Origin of the sequence: Lentzea sp. CC55, from assembly GCF_021056325.1 — a bacterium.
GTDB lineage: Bacteria > Actinomycetota > Actinomycetes > Mycobacteriales > Pseudonocardiaceae > Lentzea > Lentzea jiangxiensis.
In genome coordinates this window covers 60,426-78,299 of sequence record NZ_JAJCXE010000043.1, presented here as the reverse complement: position 1 = coordinate 78,299, position 17,874 = coordinate 60,426, and the positions used below count along the sequence as shown (strand labels likewise).

Here is a 17,874-nt window from a genome sequence, read left to right as displayed (position 1 = left end):
CGGCAACACTTTCAGGCACCACCGCCCCGTCGGCCCGCCACCGGCTCAACCCCGAGAGCCGGCTCGCGCGAACCGCCGATCCGGTGACGCACAACCGATCATCGGCCGGTGGGGGCCCGGCCTCCGACCACCTACCCGCCCGCGGCGGGCCGCTAAGCCCACCGCGGACGAGTTGGGCAAGGCTTGAGGTGTGGCGCTGGCCACCCTCACGCCCCGGGCAACGTCCAGCCGGGACCTTGCGCCCCGAAGCGCCGGATCGGACCCGTGGTCTCGTTGTCCGGTGCGACACCGCCCGGCACGATCGGCCCGGTCTTCTCCTGCTCGGACTCCGGCGCGCTCCCGAACGCCTGCGCCGACCCGAACGCCTGCGGTGACCCGAACGCCTGCGGTGACCCGGAGGAGGGCGTGACCGGGGTGGCTGAGCCGGGACTCGTCCCCGTGTCCGCCACCGGCTGCGTGCCGAAGGAGGGGCTGGACGGGAAGGCGTCCGGGACGGGTGTCTCCGGCACGGGCCTGCGCCGCCTGCCGGAGGCGAGGTCCGCTCCGAAAGCCCCGTCCGGCGACGGCGCTTCCGGGTTCGGCGACGTGCCGGTCTCCTGCGAGCCGAGGTACCGGCCCGGCTGGAAGTAGCTGTCCGAGCCCGGCGCGGCCTCCGACCCGAACGGCTTCTCCTGCCCGAACGCGGCCGAGCCGGGCAGCGTCCGGACCGCGGCGTCCTGCTGCACACCGAACCCCGTGACCGGCTCGGCCTCCGGCTTCGGCTCCACTCCGGACGCCTCCTCCGACGGCTGCCCCGCGGGAGGTTCCGCGGCCGACCAGCCGGCCGGGCTCAGGTCCGACGCCTCGAGCTGCTCCTCGTCGGACCGGCGGCCCGTCTCGTACGCGACCAGCGCTTCGGCCAGCAGGTCGGCGAGGCTCATCTCGCTCGGACGGCGACGGCTGCTCGGCGGGCCCGTCCTGTCTCCCGCTTCGGCGGGCGAGGCGCCCGCACCGGTCCCGTGGCCCGCGTCCGGCTCGGCCGGCGAGCCGGGTTCGGTGGCGAAGAAGTCGTACTCCACGGCGGGCTCCGGCTCACTAGCCGTCGCGGGGGCGGATCCGGCCGCTGATCTCTCACCGGTCTGCGGGTCGAAGTCCGGCCGCGCGTTGAACGACGACGGCGTGGCGAAGGCCGACTGGGTGCCGAAACCGCTCTGCGTGCCGAAGGTCTGCGTGCCGAAGCTCGGCTGCGTGCCGAAGTCAGTCTGGGTGCCGAAACCCGCCCGGGTCCCGAAGCCGGTCTGGGTGCCGGAGGCCGGCGGGGGCTGGTCGGGCTTGCGCACCGGGACGGTCGGGACGTCACCGGAGTCGTCCTCCACGTCCGCCGAGCTCAGGAAGGTGCTCGTCATCAGGTCCGGTTGCGGGGACGGCGGGACCTCCTCCGGTTCCGGCACGGCCGGAACCGGGTCGGGGGCCGGGAGCAGCGGCGCGGGGTCCGGCTCCGACTGCTGGGCCGGGTGCTCCGGCGCGGCGGCGAGGGACGCCTCCGGCTTCGGCGCGTTGAGGTCCAGCAAGCTGAAGTCGAGGTCCGGGAGCCTGCGCTCGTCCGGATCGGGGACCGCGGGGAAGCCGTCCGCCGGGGTGTGCTGCGGGTACGCCGGCTCGTCGAGGTGGGGACCGAAGTCCGCAGCCGCCGGGGCCCGGGAGAACGCGGCCGACAGCCCGGGGCGCGCGTGGTGGTCCGACGAGTCCGGGGTCGCGGAGCGGTCCTGCAACGGGGACTCCGCGGACGGCTCGTCCCGGCGCGGGCTCGTCGGCGGCTCGACGCCCCACGACGGGGTCGCGGCCCGCGACTCGGACCGGGATTCCGGCTCGGCCTCGCGGGCCCGCCTCCGGCCGCCTGCCCGCAGGCCCTGCGCCTTGAGCATGTCCAGCACGCTTTCCTGCTGCGGCTGGGCGGCCTCGTCGCGGGCCGGGGCCTCCGCACGGGCGGCCTGCCGTTCGCCGGCGCGGCGCGCAACCTCCTGGTGCGCCGCCTCCTGGCGGGCGACGTCGCGGCGAACCGCTTCCAGTCGTGCGGCCTCGCGCCTGGCCTCCTCCTGACGGGCGGCTTCCTGACGTTCGGCCTCCTGCCGGGCGAGTTCCTGCCGGGCGAGTTCCTGGCGGGCGGCCTCTTGACGTTCAGCCTCCAGGCGAGCGGCCTCCTGCCGGGCCGCCTCTTGGCGGGCGAGTTCTTGGCGGGCGGCCTCCTGGCGTTCAGCCTCCAGGCGGGCGGCCTCTTGGCGCGCTGCCTCCAAGCGGGCAGCCTCCTGCCGGGCCGCCTCCTGACGTTCGGCCTCCAGGCGGGCAGCTTCCTGCCGGGCCGCCTCCTGGCGAAGGGCTTCCTGCCGGGCGGCCTCCCGGCGCGCGGCCTCCTGCTCGGCCGCTTCCTTGCGCGCCGCCTCGAGCCGGGCGGCTTCCTGGCGTTCGGCCTCCTGGCGCGCTGCCTCCTCGGCGGCACGGGCCTCGCGTTCGGCCTGGGCGCGCTGTTCGGCGCGAGCCTGCCGTTCCTCCTCGATCTGACGGCGGGCCTCGCGTTGCAGCTCCATGAGCTGCTGCTCGACCTTGCGCTTGCGTTGCTGCTCGACGGTCAGCTGCTCCTGCGGTGCGGGCGGCTGCGGTGCGGGCTGTTCGGGAGCGGGCGGCTCGGAGGCCGGCGATGCGGCGGGGGGCAGGTCGGTCGCGACGGGGATCTCGGCGATGGTGGTCGGGCGGTCGTCGATCTCGCCGGCGGCCACGCGGGCGGCGCGGCGGCGGCCGCTCACCATGGCACCGGCGGAGGCGATCAGGCCGGAGGCGGGGACCGTGCGCTCCGAGGACGACGGGGAGGCAGGGGTGGGGGAGGGAGAGGAAGGCAAGGATGCGGGTGGCGGTTCCACGGGTTCCGGGGTCTTGTCATCGGGCTCGCCGAACGGCTGGACCATGCGCCACCGGTCGGCGGCGTGTTGTCGTGCCGCGGACAAACCCTCCACGGTCATGTCTTCGGCAGCGCGCCGGGCGCGCTTGGCCTTCAGCCCATCGCCCTTGCGGACCTGGACCGGGCGCCACTGCCGGAGTTGTTGCTTCAGGGCGGCGGGCAGAACGCCGTCGGTGGCCACCTGCGCGCCCTCGACCGGGCGGAGCAGACCGGCCAGCTGCTGGTGCAGGTCGGCCGGCTGGCGGTGCACACCGGAGAACTCGGCGGCGAGCCGGGCGCGCACCGCGTAGACGGCGCGGGCACGGCGGCGTTCGGCGGCGTGGGCGGAGCGCAGGTTGGTCAGCGCGTCGGCCAGGTCGCCGGACACCTCGTTCACGTGGGCCAGCGCGAGCAGGCTCTCGGCCAGCAACATGTCGAGCTGGTGGCGTTCGGCGCTCACCGCGGCCTCGCGCACCATCTCGCGGGCCAGTGCGACGCGGCCTGCCGGGAGGTGCACGCGCGTCGCCAGGGCCAGGCGCAACCAGCCCGTCGTGGACGCCGACGGAGCGCGCACCGGGAGGTGGAGCAGCGGGTCGCCGGCCTCGCTCGCGTCGTGCAGGCGGTTCGCGTCCATCAACGCGAGCGCCAACTCGAGCGTGAGGTGGCCGACGCCCTGGCCGCTGTCCGCGGCCGGGTCGGAGAACCTGCTCAACAGGTCCAATCCTTCGCGTGCGGCACCGATGGCGGCGGCGATGTCGCCCCACCGCCGGTGCTGCGCGGCCTGCACCGCGCGGATCAGCCCGCGCAGCAGCAGGCGCGTGTCCTCGTCGAGCGTCGTGTCGGCGACGTAGAGCTGGTCCGCCTCGGCGAGAGCCCGCGCGGGCTCGTCGCCGCGGCCGACCGTGACGAGGCATTCGCTGGCCTGCACCAGAGCGGAGGCCCGCAGTTCGGCGGGCACGTCCGGCGCTTCCAGCACCGGCGTGACCGCCGCGAACCCCGTCAGCGGCGCGCCCACGGAGCGCGCGCACGCCGCCAGCTCGACCCGCAGCAGCCACCCGGTCTCGTGCTCACCGGCGGCCTCGGCCGCCTTCAGGGCGTCGAGCGCCCGGTCGGCGAAGCGGACGCCGCGGCCCACGCGGTTGCCCGCGAAGACCACGAGCGCCTCCGCCCGCAGGCGGTCGGCCTCGTCGCGGCGGGTCGAGGCGAGCGCGACCGCGCGCTCGCCCAGCACCAGAGCGAGCTCCGGTGCGCGCCAACGCAGCATCCAGGCGGGCACGACCAGCGTGCTCACCTCGACGTTCGCCTGCGTCTCGCCCCTCGCCGCCACGACGTCGCCGTTGCCCTCTCAGTCCCGTGTCAGCTTGCGGTACGTGACACGGTGCGGCCTCGCGGCGTCCGCACCCAGGCGTTCGAGCTTGTTCTTCTCGTAGCCCTCGAAGTTGCCCTCGAACCAGTACCACTTCGAGGGGTCCTCGTCCGTGCCCTCCCACGCGAGGATGTGCGTGGCGACGCGGTCGAGGAACCACCGGTCGTGGGAGATCACGACGGCGCAGCCGGGGAACTGCTCGAGAGCGTTCTCCAGCGAGCCCAGGGTCTCGACGTCCAGGTCGTTGGTCGGCTCGTCCAGCAGGATCAGGTTGCCGCCGAGCTTGAGCGTGAGCGCGAGGTTGAGGCGGTTGCGCTCGCCACCGGACAGCACGCCCGCGGGCTTCTGCTGGTCCGGACCCTTGAACCCGAACGCGCTGACGTACGCGCGGGACGGCATCTCGACGTTGCCGACGTGGATGTAGTCGAGCCCGCCGGACACGACCTCCCACACCGTCTTCTTCGGGTCGATGCCGCCGCGGTTCTGGTCGACGTAGGACAGCAGGACCGTGTCGCCGACCTTGACGTCGCCCTCGTCCGGCTTCTCGAGCCCGACGATGGTCTTGAACAGCGTCGTCTTGCCGACGCCGTTCGGGCCGATGACTCCGACGATGCCGTTGCGCGGCAACGTGAACGACAGGTCGTTGATCAGGACCCGGTCGCCGAAGCCCTTCTTGAGCTTGTCGACCTCGACCACGACGTTGCCCAGACGCGGGCCCGGCGGGATCTGGATCTCCTCGAAGTCGAGCTTGCGGGTCTTCTCGGCCTCGGCCGCCATCTCCTCGTAGCGGTCGAGACGCGCCTTGGACTTGGCCTGGCGGGCCTTGGCGCCGGAGCGCACCCACTCGAGCTCGTCCTTGAGGCGCTTCTGCAGCTTCTGGTCCTTCTTGCCCTGAACCGCGAGACGCTCGGCCTTCTTCTCCAGGTAGGTGGAGTAGTTGCCCTCGTACGGGTGGGTGCGGCCGCGGTCGATCTCGAGGATCCACTCGGCCAGGTTGTCGAGGAAGTACCGGTCGTGGGTCACGGCGAGCACGGCGCCGGCGTACTGCGCGAGGTGCTGCTCCAGCCACAGGACGCTCTCCGCGTCCAGGTGGTTGGTGGGCTCGTCGAGCAGCAGCAGGTCGGGCTTGCTCAGCAGCAGCTTGCACAGCGCGACGCGGCGGCGCTCACCACCGGAGAGCTTGGTGACGTCGGCGTCCGGCGGCGGGCAGCGCAGGGCGTCCATCGCCTGCTCCAGCTGGGAGTCGAGGTCCCACGCGTCGGCGTGGTCGAGCTCCTCCTGGAGCTTGCCCATCTCCTCCATCAGCTCGTCGGAGTAGTCGGTCGCCATCAGCTCGGCGATCTCGTTGAAGCGGTCCAGCTTCACCTTGATCTCGCCCAGGCCCTCCTGGACGTTGCCGAGGACGGTCTTCTCCTCGTTGAGCGGCGGCTCCTGCTGCAGGATCCCGACGGTGTAGCCGGGCGACAGGTACGCCTCGCCGTTGTTGGGCGTGTCCAACCCCGCCATGATCTTGAGCACGCTCGACTTGCCGGCGCCGTTGGGACCGACCACACCGATCTTCGCGCCGGGGTAGAACATGATCGTGACGTCATCGAGGATGACCTTGTCACCGTGCGCCTTGCGCACCTTTTTCATGGTGTAGATGAACTCGGCCATGGCGGCGATCGTAGAGCGGTGCCCGGAGGCTCCTGACCTCGGTCGCCGAGTAGCCCGCGTCCGGCCTCGGACAGAGGGTCACGCGACTCGGTGACCTGCTCGTTCCGTTCGAACGTGAACGACCCTCAGCGATCGGGGCTCGGTGGTCCCGACCTACGAGCTTCCCTCCTTCTTCGTGGTTCGCGGTACGCACATCTTGTCCGGCGGTGGTGCCCGATCGGGTGGGTTCCCGAACTACCGCCGCTCGTTTGCCCCGAACGGCTCAAGCCCGCTCAGAACGGGATCGGCTCCTCGGCCGGGTCGTCGGCGACGCGCGGTTCAACGAGCGGGGCGGCGCCCAGTGACTGCACGCGGCTCAAATCCAGCCCGACGTGTGCCGCGTCGACGTTGAACGACTGCCGTTTCACGTCGTCCTTCTCGTAGGTGCGGATGCGCAGCTTGCCCTGGACGATCACGGGATCACCTTTGGACAGCGTGGTCTTCACGCTGTCGGCCAGCTTGCGCCAGCACCACACCCCGAGCCACAAGGTCTCGCCGTCCTCCCACTCGCCGAGCGCCGTGTTGTACCGGCGTTCGGTCGAGCTGATCCGGAAGAACGCGTTCGTCTTGCCGTCCTCGCCGTGCTTGTACGTGACGTCGCTGACGACAGTGCCAACAACGGTGATCACGGTGGAATTCCAGGACATCGGGCTCGCCTCCAGGTCGCGGGTTCCGGTCCAGGGTGCTCCGGAGGGCGGTGGGGCGGCTCGGGCGTGCGCGGATCTGTGGATTACTCGCCGGTTGTGGACAGGTCGAGATCTTGGAGCGCCTCGAACAGCGGAATTGTCGGGGTCGCGTGCTAGTGCGGCGTTGGAGTCGCGCGAGTGAGTGAGCGCCCACTCATTGACATGAGTGAGTGCTCACTCATAAGGTGGTGGACGTGCCAGAGGAACCACGCCGCCGCCGCGCCCCCGCGATGAGCCCGGAAGACCGCCGCGAAGCGATCGTCCAGGCCGCGCTTCCGCTCGTCGTGAAGGCCGGCGCGAACGTCACCACCAGCCAGATCGCCGCCGCGGCCGGGATCGCGGAAGGCACGGTGTTCCGCGTCTTCAAGGACAAGGCGGAGCTGCTCGACGCGTGCATCCAGCGCGCGCTGCACTCCGACGAGGAGGTCGCCCGCCTCGGGGCGATCCCGGCGGACGTGCCGCTGGAGGAACGGCTGACCGCGGGCGTGGCGGCGTTCAGCGGCTACCTCGACCGCATGTGGGGCGTCATCGGCGCGCTGCGCGAGTCCGGCTACCACCCGCGCGACGAGGACCACCGCAAGCACAAGGGGCCGCCGGTCGGCATGCAGCAGCTGACCGACGCCGTCGCCGGCCTGTTCGGCGACGCGGACCTGCGCGTCAGTCCCGACCTCGCCGGGCGGATGTTGCTCGGCGCCGTCTTCACGAACCGCATGGGCGCGGGCTTCGGCGAGAGCACCGCCGAGCCCGCCGCCATCGTGGAGCTGTTCCTGCACGGAGCACTCCGACCAGGGGGAACAGATGACTGAGCTCATGATCGAAGCCCACGAGGTGGGCAAGAAGTTCGGCGACGTGAACGCGCTCGACGGCGTGAGCGTCACCGCGAAGAAGGGCTCGGTTCTCGGCCTGCTCGGCCACAACGGAGCCGGCAAGACGACGTTGGTCAACGTCCTCACCACGATGCTGCCGCCGTCCGGTGGCAGCGCGAGGGTCGCCGGGTTCGACGTGGTGAAGCAGAGCCACGAGGTCCGCAGCCGCATCGGCCTCACCGGCCAGTTCGCCGCCGTCGACGAGCAGCTCAGCGGTCACGACAACCTCGTGCTGATCGCGCGGCTGCTCGGAGCGAGCCGCCGGCAGGCCCACCGGCGCGCGGACGACCTGCTGGAGCAGTTCGACCTCACCGACGCCGCGAAGCGCAACGCCAAGACCTACTCCGGCGGCATGCGGCGGCGCCTCGACCTGGCCGCGTCGCTCGTCGGCAACCCCGAGGTGCTGTTCCTGGACGAGCCGACCACGGGTCTCGACCCGGCGAGCCGCCTCGCGATGTGGGAGATCGTCGAGAAGCTCGTCGCGGACGGCACGACCGTGCTGCTCACGACCCAGTACCTCGACGAGGCCGACCGGCTCGCCGACTCGATCACCGTGCTGTCCCACGGCAAGGTCGTCGCGTCCGGCACCTCGGCCGAGCTGAAGGCCCAGGTCGGCCAGCGCACGGTGACGGTCACGCTCGACACCGCGTCCGATGTGGACACCGCGGTGCGGGCCATCTCCGCCGTGGGGCTCACGCCTGTCGCGGAAGGCCTCACGCTCACGACCCCCGTCAGCGCGTCACGCGACCTTGCGACGGTCGTGCGCGCGTTGGACGACAACGGCTTGGAGGCGCACGAAATCGGCCTCAAAGAGCCCACTCTGGACGATGTCTACCTCACGCTCGCCGCGAACTAGGGGGAATCATGGCGACTTTGACCTGGCACGGCAGCAGTTATCCGACCCAAGTCCTCGTGCTGACCGGGCGCTCTCTGCGTGCGTTGCTGCGCACGCCCGCACTGGTGTTCTTCAGCATCCTGCAGCCGTTGATCATGCTGACGCTGTTCAGCCAGATCTTCGGCAGCATCACGTCCACGGCGAACTTCCCGCCCGGCATGAGCTACATCAACTTCCTGCTGCCCGCGATCCTCGTGAACACCGCGATGCAGTCCTCTCTCGCGTCCGGCATCGGGCTCGTGCAGGACATGTCGAACGGTGTGCTCGCACGGTTCCGTTCGCTGCCCATCCGCCCGAGCACGGTTCTGCTGGCGCGCAACCTGTCCGACGCGGTCCGCACCGCGTTCCAGCTCGTGCTGATGATCGCGTTCGGCGTCCTGGTGTTCGGCTTCCGCCCGGACGGCGGCATGCTCGGCACCCTGGCCGCCCTGGGCCTCGCGCTGGTCGTCGGGTGGGCGTTGAGCTGGGTGTTCATCGCGATCGCCGCGTGGGTCCGCAAGGCGGAGCTGATGCAGACCGTCGGCTTCCTGGCGATGTTCCCGCTGATGTTCGCGTCCAGCGCGTTCGTGCCGGTCACCGGTCTGCCCGGCTGGCTGCAGGCGATCGCGAAGGTCAACCCGCTGACCTACGCGGTCGACGCCGCCCGCAGCCTGGCGCTCGCCCACCCGGTCACCGGGGTGGCCGGGGCGCTGGTCACGAGCGGCGTGATCGCCCTGGTGGGCGCGTTCTTCGCGGTCCGCGGCTTCCGCCGGCCGCTGTCGGTCTAGTCCTTCCCGGCCATCTTGCGCAGCATCGCGTTGTAGGCCTCGAGGTCGGCGTCGCCATCGGCGTCGGCCTTGCGGTCCAGCCGTTTCGCGTCCCGGCCGTCCTGCCGCGCCCACTGCGTGAGCAGGGCGACCATGACCACCAGCAGCGGGATCTCCCCCGCCGCCCAGGCGATGCCGCCGCCGAGCCGCTGGTCCTCCAGCAGGTTCTGCACCCACGGCAACGCCAGGCCGCGGTAGAACTGTTCGCCGATGACGGTCGCGGAGCTCATCAGCACGACGCCGAAGAACGCGTGGAACGGGATCGACGCGAACAACAGCCCCAACCGCCCGAGCGGCGGCAGCTTGTTCGGTGACGGGTCCACGCCGATCACGGGCCAGTAGAAGACGTAGCCGGCGAGGATGAAGTGGGCGTTCATCGCGAGGTGCGCCCAGTGGAACGGCAGCGCGGCCTCGAACAGCCCCGAGAAGTAGAGCGCGTAGAAGGACCCGACGAACAGCGCCAGCGCCACGAACGGGTTCGTCAGCAGGCGCGCGACCGGTGAGTGCACGAAGGCCAGCACCCACTCGCGCGGTCCCGGCACCTCCTTGTTGACCGGCAGCGCGCGCAACGCCAGCGTGACCGGCCCGCCCAGGACGAACAGGATCGGGGTCAGCATGGACAGCACCATGTGGGCTTCCATGTGCACGCTGAACATCGCCGGCGAGTACCGGCCCATGCCCGACGACGTCGCGAACAGCAGCGTGAAGCAGCCGCACAGCCACGCGACCGTGCGTCCGACGGGCCACCTGTCACCGCGCTTGGTCAGCCTGCGCACGCCCAGGACGTAGAGCAGCGCGAGCGTCAGGGCGGCGGTGCCGAAGACCAGGTCGAAGCGCCAGTCGAAGAGGATGCTCGCCAAGGTCGGCGGGCCGTCGAGGTCGTAGCCGATCGCGATCTCCACGCGGCTGGGCAGTTCGACGCTGCCGCCGGGCGGAGGCGTGCGGGCCAGCGCCACGGCCAGGCCGATCGTGAACATCATCAGCAGGAACTCGACGCCGGCGAGCTTGAGCAGCGCGTGCGGCTTGCCGTCGACCACGCCCTTGACGCCGCGTTCGCGCTGGAAGTAGCCGAACACGCCGAGCAGCAGCAGGCAGGCGAGTTTGCCCAGCGTCAGCCAGCCGTAGGTGGACGTCACGAGGTCGGCCGGCGTGATGCGCACGAGGGCGTTCACGACGCCCGAGACGGCCATCACGATCCAGCTGACCAGCGCGATCTTCGAGAACCTCGTCGTGGCCAGCGGGAGGTGAGCGCCGCCACGCCTGCCGTGCGCCAGCAACGCGACGAGGCCGCCCACCCACAGCACTGCAGCGATGAGGTGGAACAACAGGCTGTTCGTCGCCATGTCGTGCGACCCGCCCGACGACGAGTGGCCGGTGACCGCGACCGGGACGAGCGCGAAGATCGCGCCGAACAACAGGACCGTCGTCCATCCCCACGAGAGCACCAGACGGCAGCCGAGTGCGAGCAACGCCACGATGATCGCCGTCAGCATCCACGCCTTCGACTGCTCCAGCAGCATCGCCGTCGCCATCATCTGGCTGAAGCTGAACGAGCTCACGGGACGGTCGATCGCGGCCGCTGTGTTGAACGGCACGGACAACAAGGCGCCAACGAGCCACACCAGTGCGAACCACCCGGCTGTGCGCATCGCGGCGTAACCGTCCGCTGCGAGAGTGCCGGACTTCTGCGGTGGTACGAGGAAAGCCGCCAACAACAACGAGCCGATGGTCACCACCGCACCCGTCTCGGTCAGCACGCGCACGATGAGCAGCCCTGCCGGAGGGTTGCTCTCGAACGAGCTGAGCGCGACGGCGGCGAGGGCCGCCACCGCGAAGCCGATGACGACGAGGGGCACCAAACCCGTTCTGGTGGAGCGTTCGATTGGCACGTCACGGAGCCTACGACCCTCTAGTGTTGCCCCGTGTGAGCCGTTCTCTCCTGCTGCTGCTCGTGGCGCTGTCCGTGGCCGGCTGCGCCTACCGCGTCCAGGGCGAACCCATCGCGGCGCCGCTGCCGCCGCTGGCCATCGAGAAGCCGCGCAAGACCGCGGGCGTCGACCCGTGCGCGCTGGTGACGGAGAAGGACCTCAAGCCGGTCGGGACGCTCAGGTTCAACCCCGTGCCGCGCCCGGAGATGGCGAACTCGTGCCTCTACACGCTCAAGGAAAACGCATACGTGCTGGTCGCGGTGCCGTACCGGTCGTTCGACGAGTCGAAGAGGATCCAGAAGGACGGCCGCGCGGTCGAGACGGGCAAGCACGCCACGTGGCTGAGCTGCGGCCAGGAGGCCAAGGACATGGTGTGCACCGCCACCATCGCCGTGACGCGCGACGAGTCGCTGCTGGTCGCCATCGGCATCGGCGGCGGCGCCACGGAGGCCAAGGCGCGCGACTCGCTGGCGCCGATCGCCCAGGAAGCGCTCAAACGGATGCCTTCCGCCTAGCCGCACGCCTGGCCAGCAAGGTCGCCGGGATGATCAGCGCGGTGACGAGCGCCACGAACCCGAGCGACACCACGAGAGAGCTGACGTGGGCAAGGCCACCCACGATCGGCGGCCCGGCGAGGAACCCGGTGTAGGCGATGGTCGTCACCAGCCCGAGCTGACGCTCGCCACCGCTGCCGTCCGCACGCTTGCCGGTCTCGCTGGCCAGGTCCATGACGACCGGGAACGAGAACGCGAGCCCCAGGCCGGCCAGGCCGAACCCGGCGTACCCGGCGGCGGGGTGCGGGACGAGCACCGCGAGCGCCAGTCCCGTCGCGGCGAGGCCACCACCCGCGGCGAGCAGGCGGTGAGGGCCGAGCTTGCGCTGGATCGGTTCGCCGAACCACCGTGCGAGCCCCATCGTGACCGAGAAGCCGGCATAGGCGTATGCACCCGCTGCGTCGCCCATGCCCCGCTCACGGACCATGAACAGCGCCGACCAGTCCGCCGCCGCTCCCTCCGCGATAGCGCTGCACAGCGCGACGCTCGCCAACAGCCAGAGGACCGGGCTCTTGAGCACGTTCACCCGTTCGGAGACTTCTTCCCTGTGCCGCTCCCCTACGCCACCGGGAATGCTCTTCGCGATGAGCGCGGTCACCACGAGGCCGACGAACGCCGCGAGAAGGAAGTGCCTCATAGGCGTCCAATGCGCCTGAGCAGCGGCGGCGCTGCCCAACGACCCGATCAACCCGCCGACGCTGAACCCGGCGTGGAACTGCGGCATCAACGGCCGTTGCAGGCTGCGAACGACCACAACCGCCGCGACGTTCATGGACACGTCCATCGCGGCGATGCTCGCGCCCAGTGCGACCAAGCTCAGCCCAAGTTGCAGCGGTGACTCCGACAGCGCGAGCACGGGCAGAAGCAACGGACTGAGGAGGCTGCTCGCTATCAGCACGCCACGCGACCCGTAGACCGCGCAAATCCGTGCCGCCAGCGGCGCCGTCACCGCGAGCCCGACGCTCGCCCCGAGCAGCGCGAGCCCGAGACTGCCCACCTCCGCGCCGACCTGCTCGGCGAGCGCGGGCACACGGGCGGCCCACGTGCCGAAGACAGCGCCGTTCAAGAGGAACACGACGAACGTGGCCAGACGTGGAGACATGCGTTCCAGCATGACTGAAGCGCTTAAGTGTCGCCAACGGTGGAGGTGCGACCTCTCGCATACGATGCGTCCGTGGACTCCGACCGCCGACGCAGGCCGACGCTGGACACCGTCGCCGCGGCCGTGGGGGTCTCGAGGGCAACGGTGTCGAACGCGTACAACCGCCCGGACCAGCTCTCGTCGTCGCTGCGCGAACGCATCCTGGAAACGGCGCGCTCCCTGGGCTACGCGGGCCCCGACCCGGTCGCCCGCTCCCTGGCCACCCGCTCGTCCGCGGCCGTCGGCTTCATGCTGCCCCAGGGCCTGTCCGGAGCCTTCTCCGATCCGGCGCTGTCGATCGTGCTCGACGGCCTGGCCTCCACCGTCGACGGCCACGACCACAGCCTGGTCCTGATGCCGGGCAACTCCACCGGCGGCCCGCGCCCGTCGATCGTCGCGCGGGCCCAGGCCGACGTGATGGTCGCCTACTCGCTCCCGGACTCCGCCCCGGCACTCGACGCCGTGGCGGCTCGCGGCCTGCCGCTGGTCGTGATCGACCAGCCCGTCCTGCCGGACTCAGCGCGGGTGGAGGTCCAGGACTACGCCGGCACGTGCGCCGCGGCCTCACACCTGCTCCACCTCGGCCACACCCGCTTCGGCATCCTGAGCTTCGCCCTGCACCCGGACGGAGCATCGGGCCCGGTCTCGCAGGAGCGCCGTTCGGACGTGCCGTTCCGCGTGAGCCGGGACCGCCTGGGCGGCTACCTCGACACTTTGGAAAAAGCCGGGGTGGAACCGGACAATGTTCCGGTGTGGGAGGCCCGCGGCAGTGATCGCGAACTCGGACGGCTGGGCGCGCGGTGGTTGCTCACCCGCGAGCCACGCCCGAGCGCCTTGCTGTGCACGTCGGACCAACTGGCCTTCGGCGCCCTGCAAGCGGCCAGGGACCTGAGCCTCACCGTCCCGGACGACATCTCCGTCGTCGGCTTCGACGACGTCCCCGAAGCGGCCTACAGCGATCCACCGCTGACTACCGTGCGTCAACCCCTGGCTGACAAGGGCCGCCGAGCCGGCGAACTGGCCCTGAAATTACTGGCCGGCGGCAGACCGCCCCGGCCGACGAGACTCGACGTTTCCCTCGTGGAGAGAGCCTCAACGGCCCCTCGGACGTGATCCGCGTCACGTTTAGACCGTTTTCGTCACCCATTTGGTCCTAGGGCGGAAACAGACGATCGACTCCGGACGATGTGTCCGGTGGGGGCATCGACGGCCACGGTTCGTGGCCGTCTGCGCACCCCTCCAGCCTCTGTAGCTCAGTGGAGAGAGCGAGGGACTTCTAATCCCGAGGTCGCAGGTTCGAATCCTGCCAGGGGCGCTGGAAGAAGTGGCCGCTGACCTGTACAGACAGGTCAGCGGCCTTCTTCGTTCTTGATCTTAGGCCGCTTCGATGGAGCCACATGTGGAGCCAACGTGCCCTACCGTGGCTCTATGGCCCCTCGTAAGACGCCCTCGAAGCCCAAGCAGCGGGGCGAGATCCTCCCGCTTCCCAGCGGCTCGCTCAAGGTGCGGGTCTACGCCGGGAAGGACCCGCTCACGGGCAAGAAGAACTTCCTGACGGAGACCATCCCGCACACGCACCCAGAGCTGGAGAAGGAAGCTGAGCGGGTTCGCACGAGGTTTCTGAACCAGGTAGACGAACAGCGCAGCCCGCGGACGAACGCGACCGTTGACGTGCTCCTGGACGAGTACCTGGCGAAAATCAACGTCGACAAGAGCACGCGCATCGGTTACGAGGGGAAGATCCGGAACCACATCCGGCCTCTGCTCGGCCATCTGAAGGTCTCGAAGGTCGACTCTCACGTCATTGACACCTTCTACGCCAAGTTGCGCGCGTGCCGTGCCCACTGCGGCGGCAAGGGAAAGTTCATCGAGCACCGCACGAAGCGGCAGCACGTCTGCGACGCTAGGTGCAAGCAGCACGAATGCCGCGGCTTGGACGTCTCGACCATCCGACAGATTCATTCGATCCTCGGTGGCGCTTTGAAACGGGCCGTCAAGTGGGACTGGATCAGGATCAACCCGCTGAACCAGGCGGAGACTCCCCCGACTCCCACGCCCAACCCTCATCCACCGGAGCCCGAAGAGGCGGCCGCCGTAGTCAACGCGGCCTTCCGTGATTTCTCGTGGGGCGTGTTCGTCTGGCTCACGATGGTCACGGGTGCACGGCGCGGCGAGATGTGCGCACTCCGGTGGGACCTTCTCGACTTGAACAGAGCCGTCCTCCAGATCAAGACGAGCATCGGGCAAGAGGGCAAGGAAACCTGGGAGAAGGACACCAAGACGCACCAGCAACGCCGGATCGCGCTGGACGAGGAAACGGTGGCTTTGCTCCGCGCGTACCGCCAGCAGTGCGAGGACAAGGCGAAGGAGTTCGCGCAGAAGATCCAGCGAGATGGACGGATCTTCTCGAACTCGATCGACCACAGCACCTATTGGAAGCCCGACACCGTGTCGCAACGCTTCTCGCGCCTGTGCGCCAAGCTGGAGATCGATACGGACCTTCACTCACTGCGCCACTACTCGGCCACCGAACTCATCAGTGCTGGCGTGGACCCGCGCACGGTGGCCGGACGCCTGGGACACGGCGGCGGCGGTGCGACAACGCTGAAGGTGTACTCGGCCTGGGTCTCGGAAGCCGATCAGCGCGCGGCCGGAAACCTCCGCGGTCGCATGCCGATCATGCCGGTTTCCATCGATGTGGACGGCTCCGCGACCACGACCGCGGAGCCCGAAATGCGCGGCCCGTACCAACAAATCGCCGCAGACCTGCGGGGCGCGATCGTGTGCGGCGCGCTGAAGCCGGGCGACAACCTTCCGACCGTGGTCGAACTCTGCCAGCGGTACAACGTGGCGGCGGGTACCGCGAATCGCGCTGTGGCTGAGCTCAAGGCCGCTGGACTGGTCACGGCAAGCCGAGGAAAGCGCGCGGTCGTCGCCCCGTTGAGTGAGTCGAGCTTCGCGAATGTCTTGAGCTTGAAGAGCAAGCGCGCGGACAAGTGAGGAGCCAGCGCAACTTACCTGCGGTACCACGATCGCTGTGGCGAGCGTCCACAGTTCTCCCTGGCGCATGGTCGCGCCATACGAGCGCAGAGAACCGCAAGCAGGTCGGCGACAGACACTTACGTTCAGTAACGTTCACCATCCTCACTTCGATGTTTCGGTGAGCTTCCACCACAGTCGACAACACGAGGGATCATGCCGCGCGCCCTGCTTATCAGCATTGCTGGCCTTGGGCTGATCGTCCTGCTGTCCGGCATCGTTTGGCTCTATCTGCGGAAAAAGAGGAAGGCCGAAGCGGGTGTGGCGCTCGCCGCGGTAGCGCTGATGGTGTCGGCAACCCTTCCACTGTTGTCGAAGCCGGTGGAAGATGCCTGGGGGCCCGTTACCGCTCCTAGTGGGCAGACCGGTACAAGTTCAGTGGCACCGTCGGCAGTTCCGCCACCCGACGATGCGAAGAAGGTTCTGGGCGCAGGGTGGGACCCTTCCCGGGAGATGTTCTCCATCAACAAGCCAGCACCTTACGTAACACTGAACTCAATATCAGATAACCCAAACATCGGCGATGAGCGATGGTTCTACGGCGTGCGCAAGGTCGATTCGAATTGCAACGGGCCGAAACCGAATATATGGCAGCGCCATGAGAAGGTCGACGACGGCGACTACCTGAGGTTCCGCATCTATGTCGAGAACTCGGCAGCCGACAGCCTGGATGCAGACGGATCACACACAGCCCATGGTTTGCGAGTGAGGGTCATCCTGCCGTCTGTGATCGGCGACCCAACCACTGGTTCAGCAGGTCAAGTTGAGTCGAGCGCCATCCTCACGGCGGACAACACGATACCAAAGAAGTACTGGTACACACTCCTGTTGTCATCCGAACGGTCTGTGCGCCTTGAAATACTGGCAGGAACAATCACCCTGTCAAGCAACCACTTTAAAGACGACGGACTCCAGCTGTCAGATTCATTCTTCTATGAACCCGGCATGCTGCTCGGTTACGACAAGCTTGATGGCAACTTGCGAGCCGGCTACCAATACGCCCTATATATGGGTTTCTGCGCGAAGGCAACCGCAGCCCGAACCTAGCTTTCTTCTTCCAGCCTTGAAAATGACAGGCCGCCGCTTATTCCCGTCCATTCTGAGCGACAACAGGGTTTCCAAGACCAACGACAGCTTTACCCCGAATGCTAGACCTGCAGATCCAAGGCTTTCAGCACCGGCCGATAGATGCGTTCGGCAGGGATGAGGCCGACCAGACTCGACTTATCCACCCACATCACGTCCGCGTTCTCGAAGGCGTCGACGTTCTTCGCCACGCCGGCGACGTAGTCACAAAGCACGTAGTCACAGAGAACTCTCGTAGCGGGGTGCAGTCGCGTCCCCAGCCCTCCTCGGACGACGCAGTGAACATCCGTCTCGCTGAGCGTCTCGCGTACGGCAATCGTTTCTGACGCTGCACCCGGCTTGACCATTCCGGCCGGAAACTGCCACGAGGTCGATCCAAGATCGTCTCCGCGGCGGCGCACGACGAGTACCTCGGACCCTCTCAAGACCACCGCGATGGCGACTCGCAACGGGTGGCCGTCAGCGTGCCCGCCCGGCCGTTCAGGCGGTGACAGCAGTTGGGAGATCGGTAGGTCGAAGATGCGTTCTAGCAGTCGAGCGTTCGCCGGACGCATCGAGCCCAGCGGCGTCCCGTCCTTCCGGACGCCAGCGACCAGCCGCAGCAAGTGACGCACGCTGAGCGTGCCTGGCTCATCGTGGCTACGCGCGAAGTCCATCGCGTACTCCACGAATTCCTCGTAGGTCATCTTCAGACCGGTCTTGATCCGTTCTTCGAGCACCGTGCGTGCAGGCGTCTCCGTCAACGTCGTCCCGGTCATCCGGACCTCCCCGCCATCGTGGCGCCCAAAAGGCGCGCATATGGCACCCGCGTGTCATGTTCATCGGCCTGGGTCAACGTCAGGCTTGATTTCAGTCTGGCACAGACCCGTTCCAACCGGGTCTCACGACTACCTCTTTCACG

The 17,874-nt window shown here is 69.0% G+C and carries 13 protein-coding genes and 1 tRNA gene; 8 read left to right on the top strand and 6 right to left on the bottom strand.

Annotation, left to right across the window (positions count from 1 at the left end; all coding sequences use genetic code 11):
* Window positions 1-206 precede the first annotated feature (206 nt).
* The 3 genes from L6E10_RS27610 to ssb all read right to left on the bottom strand — a co-directional run bounded on the left by L6E10_RS27610 (window position 207) and on the right by ssb (window position 6,601).
* Entirely contained in the window at window positions 207-4,238 is a 4,032-nt protein-coding gene (locus tag L6E10_RS27610) for a hypothetical protein (RefSeq protein ID WP_236222833.1), read from the bottom strand.
* An 18-nt stretch (window positions 4,239-4,256) separates the two neighbouring features.
* On the bottom strand, window positions 4,257-5,933 hold the full coding sequence (gene ettA, locus L6E10_RS27605) for an energy-dependent translational throttle protein EttA (RefSeq protein ID WP_236222831.1): 1,677 nt from the start codon (window positions 5,931-5,933) through the stop codon (window positions 4,257-4,259).
* A 272-nt stretch (window positions 5,934-6,205) separates the two neighbouring features.
* Window positions 6,206-6,601 (bottom strand): single-stranded DNA-binding protein, encoded by a 396-nt coding sequence (ssb, locus tag L6E10_RS27600; protein ID WP_236222829.1) that lies wholly within the window; start codon window positions 6,599-6,601, stop codon window positions 6,206-6,208.
* 251 nt (window positions 6,602-6,852) lie between these two features.
* On the opposite strand from ssb, the gene L6E10_RS27595 reads away from it, so the two are divergent.
* The 3 genes from L6E10_RS27595 to L6E10_RS27585 are packed head-to-tail and all read left to right on the top strand — an operon-like array spanning window position 6,853 to window position 9,186.
* Window positions 6,853-7,464 carry a TetR/AcrR family transcriptional regulator gene (locus L6E10_RS27595; RefSeq protein ID WP_236222828.1) on the top strand — a complete coding sequence of 204 codons (612 nt, stop codon included), beginning with the start codon at window positions 6,853-6,855 and terminating at the stop codon, window positions 7,462-7,464.
* A complete protein-coding gene (locus L6E10_RS27590) occupies window positions 7,457-8,380 on the top strand; it encodes an ATP-binding cassette domain-containing protein (protein ID WP_236222827.1) in 924 nt (307 codons plus the stop codon). The genes L6E10_RS27595 and L6E10_RS27590 overlap by 8 nt, the downstream gene beginning before the upstream one ends.
* An 8-nt stretch (window positions 8,381-8,388) precedes the next feature.
* Complete coding sequence (locus L6E10_RS27585; RefSeq protein ID WP_236222825.1) at window positions 8,389-9,186, top strand: ABC transporter permease; 798 nt, start codon at window positions 8,389-8,391, stop codon at window positions 9,184-9,186.
* Here the strand turns inward: L6E10_RS27585 and L6E10_RS27580 are convergent.
* Window positions 9,183-11,114, bottom strand: coding sequence for a cytochrome c oxidase assembly protein (locus L6E10_RS27580; protein WP_236222824.1), 1,932 nt, complete (start codon window positions 11,112-11,114; stop codon window positions 9,183-9,185). The genes L6E10_RS27585 and L6E10_RS27580 overlap by 4 nt on opposite strands.
* A gap of 35 nt (window positions 11,115-11,149) precedes the next feature.
* On the opposite strand from L6E10_RS27580, the gene L6E10_RS27575 reads away from it, so the two are divergent.
* Window positions 11,150-11,668: a hypothetical protein gene (locus tag L6E10_RS27575; protein WP_236222822.1), complete on the top strand. Its 519-nt coding sequence runs from the start codon at window positions 11,150-11,152 to the stop codon at window positions 11,666-11,668.
* Here L6E10_RS27575 and L6E10_RS27570 read toward each other — a convergent pair.
* Window positions 11,646-12,809: an MFS transporter gene (locus L6E10_RS27570; RefSeq protein WP_236222820.1), complete on the bottom strand. Its 1,164-nt coding sequence runs from the start codon at window positions 12,807-12,809 to the stop codon at window positions 11,646-11,648. The two genes, L6E10_RS27575 and L6E10_RS27570, sit on opposite strands and share 23 nt — an antisense overlap.
* Window positions 12,810-12,881: 72 nt before the next feature.
* Between L6E10_RS27570 and L6E10_RS27565 the strand changes: the two genes are divergently transcribed.
* The 4 genes from L6E10_RS27565 (at window position 12,882) to L6E10_RS27550 (ending at window position 16,934) form a co-directional block, all read left to right on the top strand.
* The gene (locus tag L6E10_RS27565; protein ID WP_236222818.1) at window positions 12,882-13,961 is read left to right on the top strand and encodes a LacI family DNA-binding transcriptional regulator; all 1,080 of its coding nucleotides are present in this window, start codon (window positions 12,882-12,884) and stop codon (window positions 13,959-13,961) included.
* A gap of 129 nt (window positions 13,962-14,090) precedes the next feature.
* A tRNA-Arg gene (locus L6E10_RS27560) sits at window positions 14,091-14,163 on the top strand.
* A gap of 113 nt (window positions 14,164-14,276) precedes the next feature.
* Window positions 14,277-15,848 (top strand): tyrosine-type recombinase/integrase, encoded by a 1,572-nt coding sequence (locus L6E10_RS27555; protein ID WP_236222816.1) that lies wholly within the window; start codon window positions 14,277-14,279, stop codon window positions 15,846-15,848.
* Between the two features lie 195 nt (window positions 15,849-16,043).
* Window positions 16,044-16,934 (top strand): hypothetical protein, encoded by an 891-nt coding sequence (locus L6E10_RS27550; protein WP_236222815.1) that lies wholly within the window; start codon window positions 16,044-16,046, stop codon window positions 16,932-16,934.
* Window positions 16,935-17,035: 101 nt separating this feature from the next.
* Here the strand turns inward: L6E10_RS27550 and L6E10_RS27545 are convergent, their stop codons facing one another.
* Entirely contained in the window at window positions 17,036-17,731 is a 696-nt protein-coding gene (locus L6E10_RS27545) for an NUDIX hydrolase (protein ID WP_236222813.1), read from the bottom strand.
* Window positions 17,732-17,874: the final 143 nt, after the last annotated feature.